12 protein-coding genes, 1 tRNA gene and 1 pseudogene are annotated in these 14,642 nt (G+C 66.5%); 7 read left to right on the top strand and 7 right to left on the bottom strand.

Features of this window, described 5'->3' with window-relative positions; translation table 11 throughout:
- Positions 1 to 81 precede the first annotated feature (81 nt).
- From ACFX43_RS14620 to ACFX43_RS14605, 4 genes are all read left to right on the top strand, one after another.
- A complete protein-coding gene (locus tag ACFX43_RS14620) occupies positions 82 to 774 on the top strand; it encodes a hypothetical protein (protein ID WP_378825474.1) in 693 nt (230 codons plus the stop codon).
- On the top strand, positions 771 to 2,147 hold the full coding sequence (locus ACFX43_RS14615) for a glutamate decarboxylase (RefSeq protein WP_378825463.1): 1,377 nt from the start codon (positions 771 to 773) through the stop codon (positions 2,145 to 2,147). The genes ACFX43_RS14620 and ACFX43_RS14615 overlap by 4 nt, the downstream gene beginning before the upstream one ends.
- Before the next feature lie 106 nt (positions 2,148 to 2,253).
- Complete coding sequence (locus tag ACFX43_RS14610) at positions 2,254 to 4,257, top strand: HelD family protein (RefSeq protein ID WP_378825452.1); 2,004 nt, start codon at positions 2,254 to 2,256, stop codon at positions 4,255 to 4,257.
- Positions 4,258 to 4,315: 58 nt separating this feature from the next.
- Positions 4,316 to 4,849: a cupin domain-containing protein gene (locus ACFX43_RS14605; protein ID WP_378825442.1), complete on the top strand. Its 534-nt coding sequence runs from the start codon at positions 4,316 to 4,318 to the stop codon at positions 4,847 to 4,849.
- Positions 4,850 to 4,863: 14 nt separating this feature from the next.
- On the opposite strand, the gene ACFX43_RS14600 is transcribed toward ACFX43_RS14605, so the two are convergent.
- From ACFX43_RS14600 to ACFX43_RS14585, 4 genes and pseudogenes are all read right to left on the bottom strand, one after another.
- Positions 4,864 to 5,391 carry an RDD family protein gene (locus ACFX43_RS14600; protein ID WP_378825426.1) on the bottom strand — a complete coding sequence of 176 codons (528 nt, stop codon included), beginning with the start codon at positions 5,389 to 5,391 and terminating at the stop codon, positions 4,864 to 4,866.
- A complete protein-coding gene (locus ACFX43_RS14595; protein WP_378825418.1) occupies positions 5,388 to 5,867 on the bottom strand; it encodes a hypothetical protein in 480 nt (159 codons plus the stop codon). The genes ACFX43_RS14600 and ACFX43_RS14595 overlap by 4 nt, the downstream gene beginning before the upstream one ends.
- A gap of 397 nt (positions 5,868 to 6,264) precedes the next feature.
- A pseudogene (locus ACFX43_RS14590) lies at positions 6,265 to 6,561 on the bottom strand (IS3 family transposase); the annotation flags it as partial.
- Positions 6,562 to 6,737: 176 nt separating this feature from the next.
- Positions 6,738 to 9,626 (bottom strand): LuxR C-terminal-related transcriptional regulator, encoded by a 2,889-nt coding sequence (locus tag ACFX43_RS14585; protein WP_378825410.1) that lies wholly within the window; start codon positions 9,624 to 9,626, stop codon positions 6,738 to 6,740.
- Between the two features lie 174 nt (positions 9,627 to 9,800).
- Here ACFX43_RS14585 and ACFX43_RS14580 point away from each other — a divergent pair, with 174 nt between their 5' ends.
- Both ACFX43_RS14580 and ACFX43_RS14575 read left to right on the top strand, forming a co-directional pair.
- Positions 9,801 to 10,361, top strand: coding sequence for a hypothetical protein (locus ACFX43_RS14580; RefSeq protein ID WP_378825396.1), 561 nt, complete (start codon positions 9,801 to 9,803; stop codon positions 10,359 to 10,361).
- A 13-nt stretch (positions 10,362 to 10,374) separates the two neighbouring features.
- Positions 10,375 to 10,497 (top strand): hypothetical protein, encoded by a 123-nt coding sequence (locus tag ACFX43_RS14575; protein WP_378825385.1) that lies wholly within the window; start codon positions 10,375 to 10,377, stop codon positions 10,495 to 10,497.
- Between the two features lie 226 nt (positions 10,498 to 10,723).
- Here the strand turns inward: ACFX43_RS14575 and ACFX43_RS14570 are convergent, their stop codons facing one another.
- The 3 genes from ACFX43_RS14570 to ACFX43_RS14560 form a co-directional block, all read right to left on the bottom strand.
- Positions 10,724 to 11,533 carry a class II glutamine amidotransferase gene (locus ACFX43_RS14570; RefSeq protein WP_378825378.1) on the bottom strand — a complete coding sequence of 270 codons (810 nt, stop codon included), beginning with the start codon at positions 11,531 to 11,533 and terminating at the stop codon, positions 10,724 to 10,726.
- 227 nt (positions 11,534 to 11,760) lie between these two features.
- Positions 11,761 to 11,834: transfer RNA gene (locus tag ACFX43_RS14565), tRNA-Pro, on the bottom strand.
- A gap of 127 nt (positions 11,835 to 11,961) precedes the next feature.
- Positions 11,962 to 12,114, bottom strand: coding sequence for a hypothetical protein (locus ACFX43_RS14560; protein ID WP_378825371.1), 153 nt, complete (start codon positions 12,112 to 12,114; stop codon positions 11,962 to 11,964).
- Between the two features lie 286 nt (positions 12,115 to 12,400).
- Here ACFX43_RS14560 and ACFX43_RS14555 point away from each other — a divergent pair, with 286 nt between their 5' ends.
- Positions 12,401 to 14,623: a DUF6351 family protein gene (locus tag ACFX43_RS14555; RefSeq protein WP_378825362.1), complete on the top strand. Its 2,223-nt coding sequence runs from the start codon at positions 12,401 to 12,403 to the stop codon at positions 14,621 to 14,623.
- The last annotated feature ends 19 nt before the right edge of the window (positions 14,624 to 14,642 follow it).

Here is a 14,642-nt window from a genome sequence, read left to right as displayed (position 1 = left end):
TTCACCCGGACCGGATGAGGACGCCACGACCTGGCCCGTCGAGGATGGCGGTGCGTAGGGAGAGGGAGGGTGGCCGCCGCCATGGACCAGGTACTGACGCGTCGGTCGACCCGGCTCAACCGCGTCGCCGCCGTCGCCTTCGTGCTCGGTGGCTCGTTGTTCGCCCTGGGGGCGGCTTTCGCCCAGCTCGGAGCGACCAGCCTGCCCACCGTCAACGTCACGTACCTGGTCGGGGGCTGCTTCTTCACGCTCGGTGGCTACGTCTCGATCCTGCTCGCCGACAGCGCCGACAACTCCGACAACTCCGACACCGATGAGCGCATGCGCTGGTGGAGCTTCCGGCTGCGCCCGCGCAGCTGGCTGAGCGCTTTCGTGCTGTTCGTGGGGACGCTGTTCTTCGCCGTCAGCCTGGTCGCCGCCTTCGCTGCCGGCCTGACGCCCCGTCAGTCCGACGGGTGGATCTGGTTGCCCGACATGACCGGCTGTGTCTGCTTCCTGGTCTCCGGTCACCTGGCGATGCTCGACGTGGGTGCGGGGCACGTTCGGGTGCTCACCCACCTGGTCGGCTGGTGGGTCGTCGCGGTCAACCAGCTCGGGTCGGTCCTCTTCTTCCTCGCCGGCCTCGCCGCCTTCACCCGCCCGGCGACCTCGAGCGCGATCGATACCGGGCTCGTCAACTGGGGGACGTTCGCCGGAGCAGTGTGCTTCGCGGTCGGCGGGGTCATCCAGGCATTCGCCACACCCACTACGACAAGAACGGTGGTTCAGCAATGACACGACTCAGCGACACAGAGGCCGAGGGGCTCTACGGCAACCGGTTCCTGACCGAGGCTGCCCCGTCGACCGCCTTCCCCGAGACCGGAATGCGCCCCGTCGACGCGATGCGCCTGATCGACGAGGACCTGGTCATGGAAGGTGACCCGCAGCGCAACCTCGCGACGTTCGTGACGACATGGATGGAGCCCGAGGCGCAGCGGATCATCGCGGAGAACCTGCACCGCAACTTCATCGACCACGCGGAGTACCCGATCTCCGCCGAGATCGAGCAGCGCTGCGTACGGATGCTCGCCGACCTCTACCACGCCCCCGGCGAGACGACCGGCTGTCGCACTCAGGGCTCGTCCGAGGCGATCATGCTCGGCGCCCTGTCCCTGAAGTGGAAGTGGAAGCAGCGCCGGGAGGCCGCGAACGCCTCGGTCGACCGGCCCAACCTCGTGTTCGGCGGCGACGTCCACGTCGTGTGGGAGAAGTTCTGCCGGTACTTCGACGTCGAGCCGCGGATCGTCCCGCTCGAGGAGAAGAGGTACACCATCGGCCCCGATGACGTGGCGCCCCATCTCGACGAGAACACCATCGGCGTGGTCGCCGTCCTGGGCACGACGTTCACCGGGCACATGGACGACGTCGTCGGGATCAACCAGCTGCTGCTCGACGTCAAGAAGGACAAGGGCCTCGACATCCCGCTGCACGTCGACGCGGCCAGCGGTGGCTTCGTGTGGCCGTTCCTCTACCCCGACTCCCCGTGGGACTTCCGCCTCGAGCAGGTCCGCTCGATCAACGTCTCCGGACACAAGTACGGGCTGGTCTACCCCGGGATCGGCTGGCTGGTGTTCCGCGAGAAGTCCGACCTCGCCGAGGAGCTGGTGTTCTACGAGAACTACCTCGGCAAGACCGACGCGACCTTCACCCTGAACTTCTCGACGGGCGCGGCGATGGTGCTGGCGCAGTACTACAACTTCGTCCGGCTGGGTCGCGACGGCTACACGTACGTGATGAAGCAGATGCAGCAGAACGCCAAGGCGCTGGCGAAGAACCTCCGCGACAGCGGCCGGTTCGAGGTGATCGGCGACGACCTCGAGCAGCTTCCGCTCGTGGCGTTCCGGCTCACCGGTGCCCGCACGACGTACGACGAGTCCGACATCGCCTGGCAGCTCTCGGCCGAGCGCGGCTGGATGGTCCCGGCGTACACGCTGCCGCCCAACGCGGAGAACGTGAAGATCATGCGCGCGCTGGTCAAGGAGACGATGAGTCGCGAGCAGGTCGAGCGGCTCACCCGTGACCTCGCCGACGCCTGCGCGACGCTGGACGAGAAGGGCGGCACCCATCCGTCCGAGCGAGAGCAGGTCAAGCGAGGGACCGGGTACTGACACCCGCCACGACGAAAGTCAGAGGCCACGGATCCAGGAAAAGATCAACGTTGTCTTTACCCAGGCTGCCGCTCATAGTTGACGCCGGAAACGGAAGGCGGCGTACGTGGGCGAGCAGGTCAGCAGGGTCGGTCAGGTCGGCGAGGAGCAGCGGTCGGTCGACGCGATGTACGCGCTTCTCCACAACGAGGTGAGCGCGAGACGGGCAGCGCAGGAGCGGGCGATCGCGGCGCCTGTCGATGGGCCGAGCGAGCGCTATGCCCGGGATCTCGAGGTCGCCCAGCTGTCCGAGAGCATTCGACAGCTGCAGGCGGCGGAGCACTCGCTGTGCTTCGGGCGGATCGACCCCTCCGACCAGAGCGAGGCTCTGCATATCGGTCGGATCGGGCTGCGCACAGAGGGCGGCAACCCGCTGCTGATCGACTGGCGGGCCGAGGCCGCGCGACCGTTCTACGCGGCGACGATGGCCGCACCGATGGGCGTACGCAGGCGCCGGCACCTACGCCTCGACGGCCGCAGCGTCGTCGACATCAACGACGAGATCCTCGACGGCACCTCGCCGACAGCCGTGGACCTCGTCGGAGACAGCCCGCTGGTCGCCGCGCTGAGCACGGCGCGGACCGGACGGATGCACGAGGCCGCGGCGACCCTTCAGGCCGAACAGGACGAGATCGTACGGTCTCCCCATCGTGGGGTGATGGTCGTCGACGGCGGTCCCGGCACCGGCAAGACCATCGTCGCCCTGCATCGCGCGGCCTACGTGCTGTACGCGTTCGCGTCGATCGCCGATCAAGGTGTGCTCGTCTTCGGGCCGAACCGACGGTTCCTCACGTACATCTCCGAGGTGCTGCCCTCGCTCGGCGAGAACGACGTACGGCTGGCGACCATGTCCGATCTGGTGGGCGTCGAGGCGACGCGGACCGAGCCGGACCACCTCGCGCGGATCAAGGGGCGCGCGGCGCTGGCCGATGCCCTCGCCCGGTCGGTGCGGGACCACCAGCCCCACGGCGTGGCGCTGGAGCTGAAGACCACCCATGACACGGTGAGACTCGACCCGGCCGTGGTCGACGCCGCCCGGCGCCAGGCGCTGCAGGGCGACATCGGCCACAACCGCGCGCGCGAGCTCTTCACCGAGTACGTCGTCGACGACCTGGTCAACGAGCTGGAGCGGCGTACCGCGAAGGAGATCTCCGACTTCGAGGAGGAGCTGGAAGCGCACCTGGGCATCGACCTCGACCGCTTCACGGGCAACGATCCCTCCACGGATGATCTGGACATCGACTGGGACAGCATCCGCGAGGATCTCCTCGGCGACCCGTCCATCGATCGAGCGATCACCGGGGTCTGGCCCCGACTCGTCGCCGACGATCTCGTCCGCGACCTCCTGAACGACCTCGGCGTCGACCGTGGCGCCGGGTGGAGCGACGCAGACCTCGCCCTCCTGGACGAGGCCCGCGCCCTCGTCGACGGGACCCCGGAGACGACCTACGGCCACATCGTGGTGGACGAGGCCCAGCAGCTCTCCGAGATGCAGTGGCGCGCGCTGATGCGCCGCTGCCCGAACCGGTCGATGACGGTCGTCGGCGATCTCGCCCAGGCAGGCCCCTCGACCACCCTCAGGACCTGGGACGAGGCCCTGAAGCCGTTCGTCGGCGAGCGGTTCGCTCACCACAGACTCACCGTCAACTACCGCACGACCACCGAGATCCTGCTCGCGACCGAACCGCTGCTGGCCGAGATCGCACCCGATCAGCAGCTCTCCAGATCCATCCGGCACGGAGAGCAGCCACGTCTCCTCGACGTGACCGAGGAGAGCCTCCGCTCCACGCTGAGCACGCTGATCACCGAGATCGCCGACGACCACCCGGGCGAGCTGATCGCAGTCATCGCCACCACCGAGCGCTCGCTCGCCATGGAGGCCGATGTGCACAGGGCCGGCGCCCACATCGTCGCCGCACCCGAGGCTCGCGGGCTGGAGTTCGACACCGTGATCATCGTCGACCCTGCGGGCGTACGAGCCGCAGGTGACGCCGGGCCGCGCGACCTCTACGTCGCCCAGACGCGCGCGACCAAGCGCCTCCTCAGCCTGGAGCTACGATCTCGACCGTGAGGTCCACGGCCCGCCCTGCCGGGCAACGACCCGTCCTCACCCTGGCCGAAGGAGCCTGATGTCCGCCGTTCACGTACCTTCCGGGTCCTCCGACGGGGATTACATCCGCACGCCGAGCGGTGTCCTCGTTCCCGCCGAGATCGACGCCTTCCATCGGCAACTCCACCACGTGGCTCCCTCCGGTCTGGTCGACCAGACCGGGCAGACCTCGGGGATGCGGCGGCTCGAGGCGGTCAGCGGCAAGACCGTCGGCGCGAAGAACCTGTGGATGGGCCAGACCCATGTCCCCGCCTCGACCGCCTCCGCCAACCACCACCACGGCGCCTCCGAGACCGCGATCTACGTCGTCTCCGGCAACCCGGTCTTCGTCTTCCTCGACACCGAGGGAGCCGAGCCCGTCGAGACCCGCGTGGAGACCGGCCCCGGCGACTACGTCTTCGTGCCACCGTGGGTCCCCCACCGCGAGGAGAACCCCGACACCGACACCGAGGCCGTCGTCGTGATCGCCCGCACCACCCAGGAGGCGATCGTCGTCAATCTCGACGGGCTCGACTGGTCCGAGGTCCGCCTCAGCGACGAGAGCGGCTCCTGAGCCTGCGGGCGTCGTCAGCGCTGCGGGGAGTCCGACTGGGCGCGGTTGAGGAAGTCCGCGAGGGGTCCCGGCATCTCAGCGCTCCGGTCCCCCCAGTCATAGACAACACAGGTCTTGGCGATCAAGTCGTGGGCAGAACGATGTTCACGCTGCACGACGATCAGGAGCAGGCCGATCCCGAAGAAGATCACACTGAGGGGAGACACCAGCGTCCTGACGAACATGGTGCGCACCCCTGGTGCAGTGCCGTCGGCGCGTACGACGCGCAGTCCGGTCAGTCCCTTGCCAATCGTCCGGCCGGTGATGGCGAGGCTGATGAAGACGTAGGAGAAGGCCCAGATCGCGAAAGCAGCCATCCCGAGCAGGGTCGAGCGGTCGTCGGTGAGCGACTTGGACGTGAACATCTCGAGCAGGTAGCCGAACCCGGCGACGCCCAGCGTATAGAGGCCGGCGATGAGAAGGCCGTCGATGGCAGCGGCAGCTGCCCTGCTGATCGCCCCCGCATAGTGTCCGGACACCGAGCGGCGCACCCGGCGGGTCATCGTGCTGCCGTTCCTGGGTCGGGCGCCCCTTGCTCGGCCGCGACCAGACTGGGCGGCCCTTCCCGTCGTTCGTCCTCGCTCCGCCGCATCAGCCGGTCCACGATCCGGTCGACGACGACGTCGAGGCCCACCAACTGTCGCCGGGCGAGGTCGAGGGCCGAACCAGCCATCGAGTAGGTGCTCTCCGCGACGATGTCGGGGATGCCGGAGCGGCGTACGAGCGCCTCGAGGTCGACGTTTCGCAGCAGGGCATCCAGGTCTACGTCGGCGAGGAGCGTGTTGAGGTCGACCCGCGCGAGCAACGCATCCAGATCGACCCTCGCCAGGACCGCGTCGAGGTCCACCCGGCTGAGCAGCGCGTTGAGGTCGACGTGTTCCAGGACGATATCGGGGTCGACGGTGTCGACGACCCTTTCCGTCACCGCGCCGGCGACCCGGCCGAGGAGCCTCTTGCCGTTCTGCCGACCCTCGGTCATGACTTCGCCGGCTCGGACACGCGGAGCGTCACGGCGATCAGCCGGTCAACGACTCGAGGGCGACGACCCGGAACCGACGCACGTCTGGGTCGTCGCCTCGTCGTGCGCGCAAGATTCCCATCGCAGGTTCCGCCTCCTCCAGTCGTGGATCGCTGGAAGCCTAGAGCCGTCTGAGCTGTCTCTCATCACCCAGGTCGGGTGATTCAGCGGTCTCGACGTGGCCGGTCGCTGACGTGTGCGGTCGCCGCTTCGACGCCTCGCGCAGTCGGTATCGGGTTCAGGAAACAGGTCCGCTTCAGACCGGCGTTCATGCAGGTCAGAGGCGGTTCAAGACAGCTGACAACAAAACTGGCTCTGACCGGTTGGGGACTGCTGCACGAACTGGTGACAGTTGGGGTTAGGCCGCCTGGGTGGCGGTTGGGGTCATGATGGTCTCGTAGTCGATCGGGGTCAATCGGCCTAGTCTGGGTTGGCGTCGTCGGCGGTCGTAGGTCCGTTCGATCCAGGTCACGATCGCGATCCGGAGCTCTACGCGAGTGGCCCAGGTCTGGCGTTCGAGGACGTTCTTCTGCAGCAACGCGAAGAACGACTCCATGGCGGTGGTGTCGCCACACGCGCCGACCTTGCCCATCGATCCAACCAGGTCGTGATGGCCCAGCGCGGCCACGAATTTCCGTGATCTGAACTGGCTGCCGCAGACTCAGCCGCAGGCCCGCCTCGGCCGCTGCCCGAGGAGCCACCAGCAGCACTGGGAAACGCCTTGGGCACGATCAACATCCTTCCAGTGACGACCCACGTCGCCACAGATCAGATGCCACCTATCCGTGCAGCAGTCCCACCTGCGGAGCCCAACGGTGGAGACGCCGCGAATCATCCGTCGGTACGACGGTCGGCGAGCAGCGCGTACCGCTCAGCGACGTCCCGACGTGAGTTCACTCCCCACTTCGCGTAGATGTGCCGGATGTAGGTAACTACCGTGTGCGGCGACACGTGCAGTTCGTCGGCGATCTGTTGGGTTGTCAGCCCGGAATGGACGCGCTCGGCGACCTGTAGTTCCCGTTTGGAGAGTCCCGAGGGACCGTCGCTCCCTCTCTGTGGGCGCTTGAAGATCCCTCTGCTTCGCAGCGCCTGCAGAACTCGGTCCGCGTCCCGGGTGGACCCGTGATCCTGGTACAGCCGAGCGGCGCTCAGTAGTGCCCCGGTCGAGGCGTCGTCGTCGGGGTTGACTCGACCGGCGCCCTCGAAGATTCTCGCCACTACCAACGGGCGCGGCACTGAGCGCATCTCGTCGACGGCAGCCAACAGATCAGCCACGCTGTCGTGGCAGATCCCCCTTGTAGCGTTCGCCACCGCGCGCACCAGAGCGTTATCAGGGTTGGCATCAGCGCGCTCCGCGGCGACCCGTGTGACAAGTTCCAACGCCGGTCTCTGTCCAGCCTCGCGGCAGATGAACGCCAGAGTGATGTCATCCGCGAAGTCCGCGGGTGTCGTCATGGACGGGATCGGCTGCCTCAGCGATTCCAGCACCGGAGCGGCGAGGAGGTATGCATCGTTGGGACGCCCGCGCTCCATGGCCTCCAGGACAAGGCTCCATTGACCGGTCCGAGTGAGTCCGACTCCCTCGGCCAGCCGCTGTACGAGCGGGCGGCTCTCGTCTCGCAACCGAGTGTCTCCGGTACGGAGTGCTATCCGGTGCAGGACTACGCCGGCAGTGGCGTGAAGGAAGTCCCCGAGGCCCAGTTGTGTCCCGAGATCCATCACCGTCTCGGCTTGTGTGCGGGCCTCGTCGAGCTGCCCCAGGTCGTAGAGCACTCGGGCGCGCGTCATCATCCAGTACGCCTCCGCGAGAATATTGCTCGCCGCACGAGCCTGCGCCAGCCCGTCGTCGATCAACTCGGCTGCCTCGCGGCAGAAGCCGGCGCTGTTGCGCATGAAGGCCATCCACAGGCCTTCGGGCATCCACAGTCCGACGCTTGTGTCCGTGCGTGCGATCCGAGCGACGGCGCGCCGTTGAAGCTCTTCGGCAGTGTCGAAGTCGCCCTGGTTGAAGACCAGCACGGATTCAGTCGCGTCGATAGTCGCGAGGGCGAGCTCATCCCGCTCCTCGTGGGCCAGCGCGCGGGCGGACTCGAGGCTGGTGAGGAGGCCTACGGGGTCCGCCTTGTTTGCGAAGTTCAGCGCGCGCACCGCATGAAGCTGAACCCGTGTCTCGTCTGAGACACCAGCGATCTCCAGACCCGACGAGGTCTGTCGAATGGCGGCGTCGAAGTCGGTCTCGGTGAGCTGACGGGCCAGGGCGAGGCTGACTCTTGCTCGCGCCTCGGGGCCAAGCAGTGGTTTCAGAGACTCGACGATGGTCATGGCCTCTTCGATGCGGCCGGACGCCAGCACGAGTGGCAACAGGTCCGCGAGCTTGTGCGCGTTGCGGTCGGTGCCAGATGTCAGGCGCGCGCCTAGGACGACGAGCTCGGCGGCGCCTTGCACATCAGTACGAGACAGCTCGCTGGCCGCGGCCAGCAGCAGCGTGATGGACTCTGGGTCCTCGCCGTGAGCGACCGATGCGATCACGGTCGCCAGTGCGCCGACACCTTCGCCGGCCTCCAGGCGTCTGGCGAGCATGTCGCGCGCGAAAGCGCGGCGCAGGGAGGGCGTGAGGCTATCACCGGCGGCGGCCTGAATGGTGTCGTGCCGAAACGCCAGGTTCGCCCCGGTGTCGATGACCAGGCTCATGTCGAGTAGTTCCTGAACGGCCGGGGCCGCCTGAGTGGCCGTCTGCTCGAGGAGGTCCAAGACGGCAGTGAGTGGGAACTCGCGGCCGTACAAGCTGCCCACTTCGGCGATGCGCAGGGCGGCGCTGCTGAGGTTGGTCATCCGGCCGCGCACCGATGCGCCGAGGCGTAGCGGGAGCGCGTCGCCGTCGATGTCGATCACGCCGTTCGTTGAATGCAGCAAACCTTCTTCTGCCAGTCCGCGGGTCAGCTCCAAGACGAGCAGGGGAAGACCGCCCGTTCTCAGGAGGGCGTGCCGCACCCGGGGTCCTGGTGTCCCTCCGATCACGTCCCGCGTGATCGCCTCCACATCGGCGTCATCGAGCGGCGGCAGCTCGTGGACTACCCCGCCGAGCGAGGTGACTTCTGCCATGAATCGCTGGTGAGCATTGCTGAAGTGTCCTGTGTGCGTCGTGGCGAGCCAGTAGATCGGGAGGCCTTGCAAGTCGCGGAGGAGGGTCCGGATCGTCTGCACGGAAACCGCATCTAGGTACTGCAAGTCGTCAACCACGACCAACACCGGAGACTTCCGGGCGATGGCCTCCACTCCGTTTGCGATCGTACGTGTGAGCCAGTACTGCGGCGATGGCCCGCGCATCATCGACGCTACGTGCGGCATGGACATCAGTGGTGGTGTCGTGCAGGTCACCGCGTCGATGATCGCGCCGAGAGGCGTCATTCTGGAGTCGATGTCAGGTGCCAGCACCAAGGCGAAAACGTCCCGCTGCTGAGCCACGTGCAGCGCGTGCTGGATCAAGCGCGTCTTGCCGGACCCCGGCTCTCCGGTCAGGACGGTGACAGCGCGCCCGCCTGCCAGCGCCTCGGCGAACCCACGATCGACCTCGGCCACTTCGCGAGCCCGGCCGCGCAGCGGCACATAGTACGGACCGGAGCTGCCGCCAGCGAGTCCGTGAACATCAGCACGACTCACACGTCGGCCCCCCCCTCTCGACCGGACCAGATTACGCGCACGACCGACGTGGGCGCCCATCGCTCCCCTGGCTCCTGCCTTGCGGCGACGAGCATGCGATGTGGGGCCGCGTCGCGGGGGATGTGGGGGCGGTCCAAGCAGACCTAACTTCCTCTCACGGGTTCCATTCCCGCCGCCGTGGCCCCGACCACGACCCACAGCCGAGACATTCGGCTCATCCGAAAGGAACGATTCATGACTGCCATAATCCGAGACGACCTGTTGCTTTCGCACGCCGTGATCACCTCCGACGTGACCGCGCCGTTCGACCACGTGGACATCGAGCAGTGGCTCAAGACGCTGCCCACTCACGAGTACCAGCGTTGCGCTCCTGGCGACCACAAGGCCGCCGGCTACACCGTCGACGACGACGGAACCCCCATGTCCATCAACGTCGAGATGATCGGCACTGGCCTGGTCATCCAGCAGTACCGCTTCGAGGTGGCGACCCCGCACTACTGCAAGATGGTGTCGCTGTCGGACGTGCTCACACCGGGCGGATGGACGACCACGCAGGTGATCTGGGAGCTGGGCATGGAGCAGCTCCAGGGCGACGAGCTCCGATACGTCAACACCGTGACCTCGCACCCGACGGAGGACTTCCTCGAGTTCATCACCGCCAGCGGCCAGACCTTCGAAGACGCCGCTTCGGCTCGTCAGCAGGCGTCCGGCGCGCACTGCGCGCTGGAGACGCCTCACTACGCGCGGAGTATCGCGGAGTTCGCCAAGGCTCGCGCGGCCGAGTCCGCGGCCTGACGCGGGAACGGCGATGACTGAGGAAGCAGCGCAGGAATCGGTGCACGACGGACAACACACCGCTGAGGAGCACAAGCACGGCGAGGGCTGCGGTCACGAGGCGACCCGGCACCGGGACCACTACGACACGCACTGAGACCGGCGCCCGGGTGACCGGAAGAGCCTACTATCCTCCGGTCACCCGGGCCTGTGCCCTGTCCGTGAACTCCACTTGTTGCCGACGGCGACCCACTGACACCGCGCCGCGGCGGCGGACAACGTCGCGAGAAAGTGAGGGTCTCGATGGGTGGGCCATTCCTGGCCGGTCATGAGGCAAGGAGGATTCGGCGCCGGAGACATGGGACCTCCCTTCGCTAGCTGCGTCAGTCCAGTGCACGGGGAGGCGAAGGTGAGAACTCCTGCAGTTCCTCGCGGCCACCCCTGACGATGAGGCAGGAGGACTCCGGCACCTCCCGCCACGCCCCCCGCAAGTCCCCCAACGGTTCGGACACTACGAGGCGTGCGTCATCGGAAAGCTGATGCAGTACTGGGTTGTCGGGGTATTGGAGACGGAGTGTGGCGACGTCGGTGTTGTGGAACAGCGATCGGGACCTACCCTCGCTGGAGTATCGGAATGCCCACGTGGTCTCCCCGTCGGTGGTCGCCACCGACATCTGGATCGGGTATTCGACTCCGTGGCGTCGCCCCGTCTCCTCGATGAGGCCAACTGCCTGAGCCACCGCTTCCGGCGGGTTCTCTTGGAGTCCGAAGGTCAGGGCGAGGAAGAAGAACAGCTCCGAGTCCGTCGATCCCTCGATGTCAGGGAACAGCCTGGGCTCGACGGCCAGGGTCAGGTCGCGCTTCAGCAACGGGAAGTCGGCGATGGCCCCGTTGTGCATCCAAAGCCAGCGGCCGTGGCGGAAGGGATGGCAGTTGGTCTGCTGGACCGCCGTGCCGGTCGTCGCTCGGATGTGCGCGAAGACCCGACCGGCGACAGCGTGGGCCGAGAGCTCTCGGAGGTTGCGGTCGTTCCAGGCGGGCTCGATGCTGTGGTAGGTCCCTGGGGTGTCCTGGGCGCCGTACCAGCCGACACCGAAGCCGTCACCGTTGACCGTCTCCACGCCCAGCCGTGAGTGCTTGCTCTGCACCACGAGCGAGTTCTCCGGCTTGAACAGAAGGTCCTCCAGGAGCACCGGCGAACCTGAGTATGCGAGCCAACGACACATGTCGATCTCCCTTCTCCGCCCCGACACAAATCGGAGCGCGACTGCTCCAGTACAACAGCGAAGGCGGGCCCAGCGGATCACCCGTTTTGGATAGCGACGGACCCGAACCGGTCAGTAGCGTGGTGCGGTCGAACAGACCCGCGGACAGACGCAAAAAAGCCCCTGACCTGCATGAGCAGGTCAGGGGCGATCTGTCGGGCTGACAGGATTTGAACCTGCGGCCCCTTGACCCCCAGTCAAGTGCGCTACCAAGCTGCGCCACAGCCCGAAACTGCGAGTGGATTTCTCCGCTCGAAGCGCTCCGAACATTACCGCACGGCCTCATGCGCTCACCAATCGGTATCCCCCTCCGGCGCGTCTTCGACGGCGACTGGCGACCTTTGAGCAGACCGCGGTCAGCCCGCCCACGACAAGGGCAGCATCGCGACCACGCGACCGCCACTGTCGGCGTACCCCGCCTCCAGGGTGCCGCCCAGTTCTTCGGCGCGCTCGCGTATCGAGGTCACCCCGCCGACCACAGTGTGACCTACGCCATACTCCGCGGGCATCGCACCAGTCCTAAAGGGCCTTGGACGGCAACGTACCGACCTTCCTAATCTCCCATTGAATGAGGTGTCCGCTCGGGACACCGAGGCACGACTGCGTTGCAGCGCGTCGTGCTCTTGGTCGGAGGCGGGCGAAGCATGGAACTCGGACGACGTTCGTTACTGACTGTAGGTGCCGTGGCGGCCGGGGCTACCGCCCTGCGTGCCCCGGAGCGTGCCGGTCGTCGCCCGGGCAACGGCGGAGGTGACCGGATGCGCCAATCCCACACCCTCAACGATGGAGAATCTCATGCAATTCGGAGAACGCAGAAGATCCGCACGCAGATCACGCTCCGGCCGAGCATCGGGCCTGCTCGCGGCTGCCGTGGCGATGGCCACCGTTGCGACGTTGTTGAACGCGGCGAGCGCATCGTCCGCCGGGTCTGTCCCTCGCGCACCATCGAGCGACAGCCCCCAGCAGCATTCCTCTGCTACCGACGGCTTCCTGCCGGCGCCGGCGGCTGGCGACGGTGAGCCCGACAGTCTGACTGTTTGGACGCTCTCCACGCGCCCGGAGTACGTCACCGGCGGAGACGTCCTGACGAGGATCGACGTCCCAGCCAGCATGCCGGTCGACTCGGTGCGGGTCGCTGTGAACCGGCGTGATGTCACCGAACGCCTATCCCGCAACGGCCGAAGTCTTGTCGGCAGTATCGAAGGACTGCGCGCCGGCAAGAACACTCTCGATGTCGTCGGCGGCGCGAAGCATCAGAAGCACCAGCGTTTGAAGGTCGAGCTCATCAATCACAGCACGATCGGCCCGCTGTTCTCCGGTCCGAAGCAGAGGCCATTCGTCTGTCGGACCAGCGACAACGATCTCGGTGAGCCGGTTGACGAGAACTGCTCCATCGAGACGAGGTACGACTGGTTCTACCGGTCGCTCGATGGTCGGTTCGTGCCGCTTGATCCTGCGGCGCCGCTTCCCGATGACGTCGCGACGACGACCACGATAGCGGGCGAGACCGTGGACTATGTCGTGCGCGTGGAGACGGGGACGATCAATCGCGCGATCTATCGGATCGCCATCCTGGCAGACCCGGCGAACCCGGAGACCGTCGACAGTTCCGGTTGGAACAACAAGCTTCAGTATCGGTTCGGCGGCGGATGCGGTCCTGGACATCAGCAAGGGAACAGCCGCGTGCAAGAGGTGCTCGATGATCCGGCACTCTCGCGTGGCTTCGCGACCGCGACTTCATCGCTGAACGTCCTCGGGACCGCCTGTGACGACGCGCTCTCCGCAGAGACGGCCCTCATGGTGAAGGAGCATTTCATCGAGGAGTACGGGTACCCGGAGTACACGGTCGGCCAGGGCGGATCTGGCGGGAGTATGCAGCAGTTGCTCATCGCGCAGAACTATCCTGGGATCCTCGACGGGATCACACCCCAGCGCCTGTATCCGGATGCGACGACGACGTGGCACACCGAGACCGACTGCCGGCTTCTTCGTCCCTACTTCGACAAGACGACTCTTGGGTGGACGGACAGCCAACGGTTGGCGGTCGAAGGCTTCGGCACCTTGACCTGTGGGACGTGGGACCGGCCGGACGGCAACATCGACCAGACCCTCGGCTGTTCCATCCCTTCGTCGCTCATCTTCGACCCGGTCAAGAATCCGACGGGTGCACGCTGCAGCCTGTACGACAGCATGGGCAATCTGTTCGGACGGGACAGGGACGGCGCTGCACTGCGTCCGCTCGACAATGTGGGTGTCCAGTACGGCCTGGAAGCGTTCAACGCGGGCGTGATCTCGTTTGAACAGTTCGTTGACCTCAACAGGCGTATCGGCGGCTACGACGAGATCGGAAAGCCGACGAGCGAACGCACTCGGGGAAACCTCACCGGTATCAGGAGGGCCTATGCGGGCGGGCGGATCTTCTCGGGAACGGGTGTGCATCTGCCGATCATTGACCTCCGCTACTGGGGCGACGGGACCCAGGACATCCACGATTCGTTCCGGAGCGCCTCACTGCGGCAGCGACTGGAGCGAGCCAACGGGCACTCCAAGAACCAGGTGACACTTGTGGCCGGACTCAAGCGCGAAGCCCCGGTGCTCGCAGATCTCGACGAGCAGCTCCTCGAGACGATGGACGAATGGCTGGAGAGTATCCTCCGCGATCGATCGAACCGCTCCTACGAGAGCAAGGTCCTCAAGGCCAAGCCATGGGGACTCACCAATGGTTGCTACACGGACCCCGGCGGGGAGTTCATCGAGGACCCACGAGTGACGACCTCGGCCCACGGTCCGTGCGGTGAGATCTACCCGCCACACGGAAACCCGAGGACAGCGGCCGGCTCCTCGATCTCGGAAGATGTCGCCAAATGCCAGGTCAAGCCGGTCGACCGGCGTGACTACTCCTCAATCACACCCGCCCAGTTGAACGAGATCAGGCGCACGTTCGACAACCGCGTTTGCGACTATCAAAGGAGAGGTGTGAACCAGGTTCCGTTGGAAGGCACCTGGCTGACCTACTGAAGTTCCGGCGGGCCCTGGA

Source organism: Nocardioides sp. YIM B13467 (assembly GCF_042788075.1).
In the GTDB taxonomy this organism is placed as follows: Bacteria; Actinomycetota; Actinomycetes; order Propionibacteriales; family Nocardioidaceae; genus Nocardioides.
The sequence above is the reverse complement of the archived record's forward strand: the minus strand, read 5'-3'. Positions and strand labels throughout refer to the sequence as shown.

Coding starts and splice junctions, on each gene's coding strand:
- ACFX43_RS14615 (WP_378825463.1), top strand. CDS start 771: ATGACACGACTCAGCGACACAGAGGCCGAGGGGCTCTACGGCAACCGG.
- ACFX43_RS14560 (WP_378825371.1), bottom strand. CDS start 12,114: ATGCCCGCGGAGTATGGCGTAGGTCACACTGTGGTCGGCGGGGTGACC.
- ACFX43_RS14605 (WP_378825442.1), top strand. CDS start 4,316: ATGTCCGCCGTTCACGTACCTTCCGGGTCCTCCGACGGGGATTACATC.
- ACFX43_RS14620 (WP_378825474.1), top strand. CDS start 82: ATGGACCAGGTACTGACGCGTCGGTCGACCCGGCTCAACCGCGTCGCC.
- ACFX43_RS14600 (WP_378825426.1), bottom strand. CDS start 5,391: ATGACCCGCCGGGTGCGCCGCTCGGTGTCCGGACACTATGCGGGGGCG.
- ACFX43_RS14555 (WP_378825362.1), top strand. CDS start 12,401: ATGCAATTCGGAGAACGCAGAAGATCCGCACGCAGATCACGCTCCGGC.
- ACFX43_RS14585 (WP_378825410.1), bottom strand. CDS start 9,626: ATGGGCGCCCACGTCGGTCGTGCGCGTAATCTGGTCCGGTCGAGAGGG.
- ACFX43_RS14580 (WP_378825396.1), top strand. CDS start 9,801: ATGACTGCCATAATCCGAGACGACCTGTTGCTTTCGCACGCCGTGATC.
- ACFX43_RS14595 (WP_378825418.1), bottom strand. CDS start 5,867: ATGACCGAGGGTCGGCAGAACGGCAAGAGGCTCCTCGGCCGGGTCGCC.
- ACFX43_RS14575 (WP_378825385.1), top strand. CDS start 10,375: ATGACTGAGGAAGCAGCGCAGGAATCGGTGCACGACGGACAACACACC.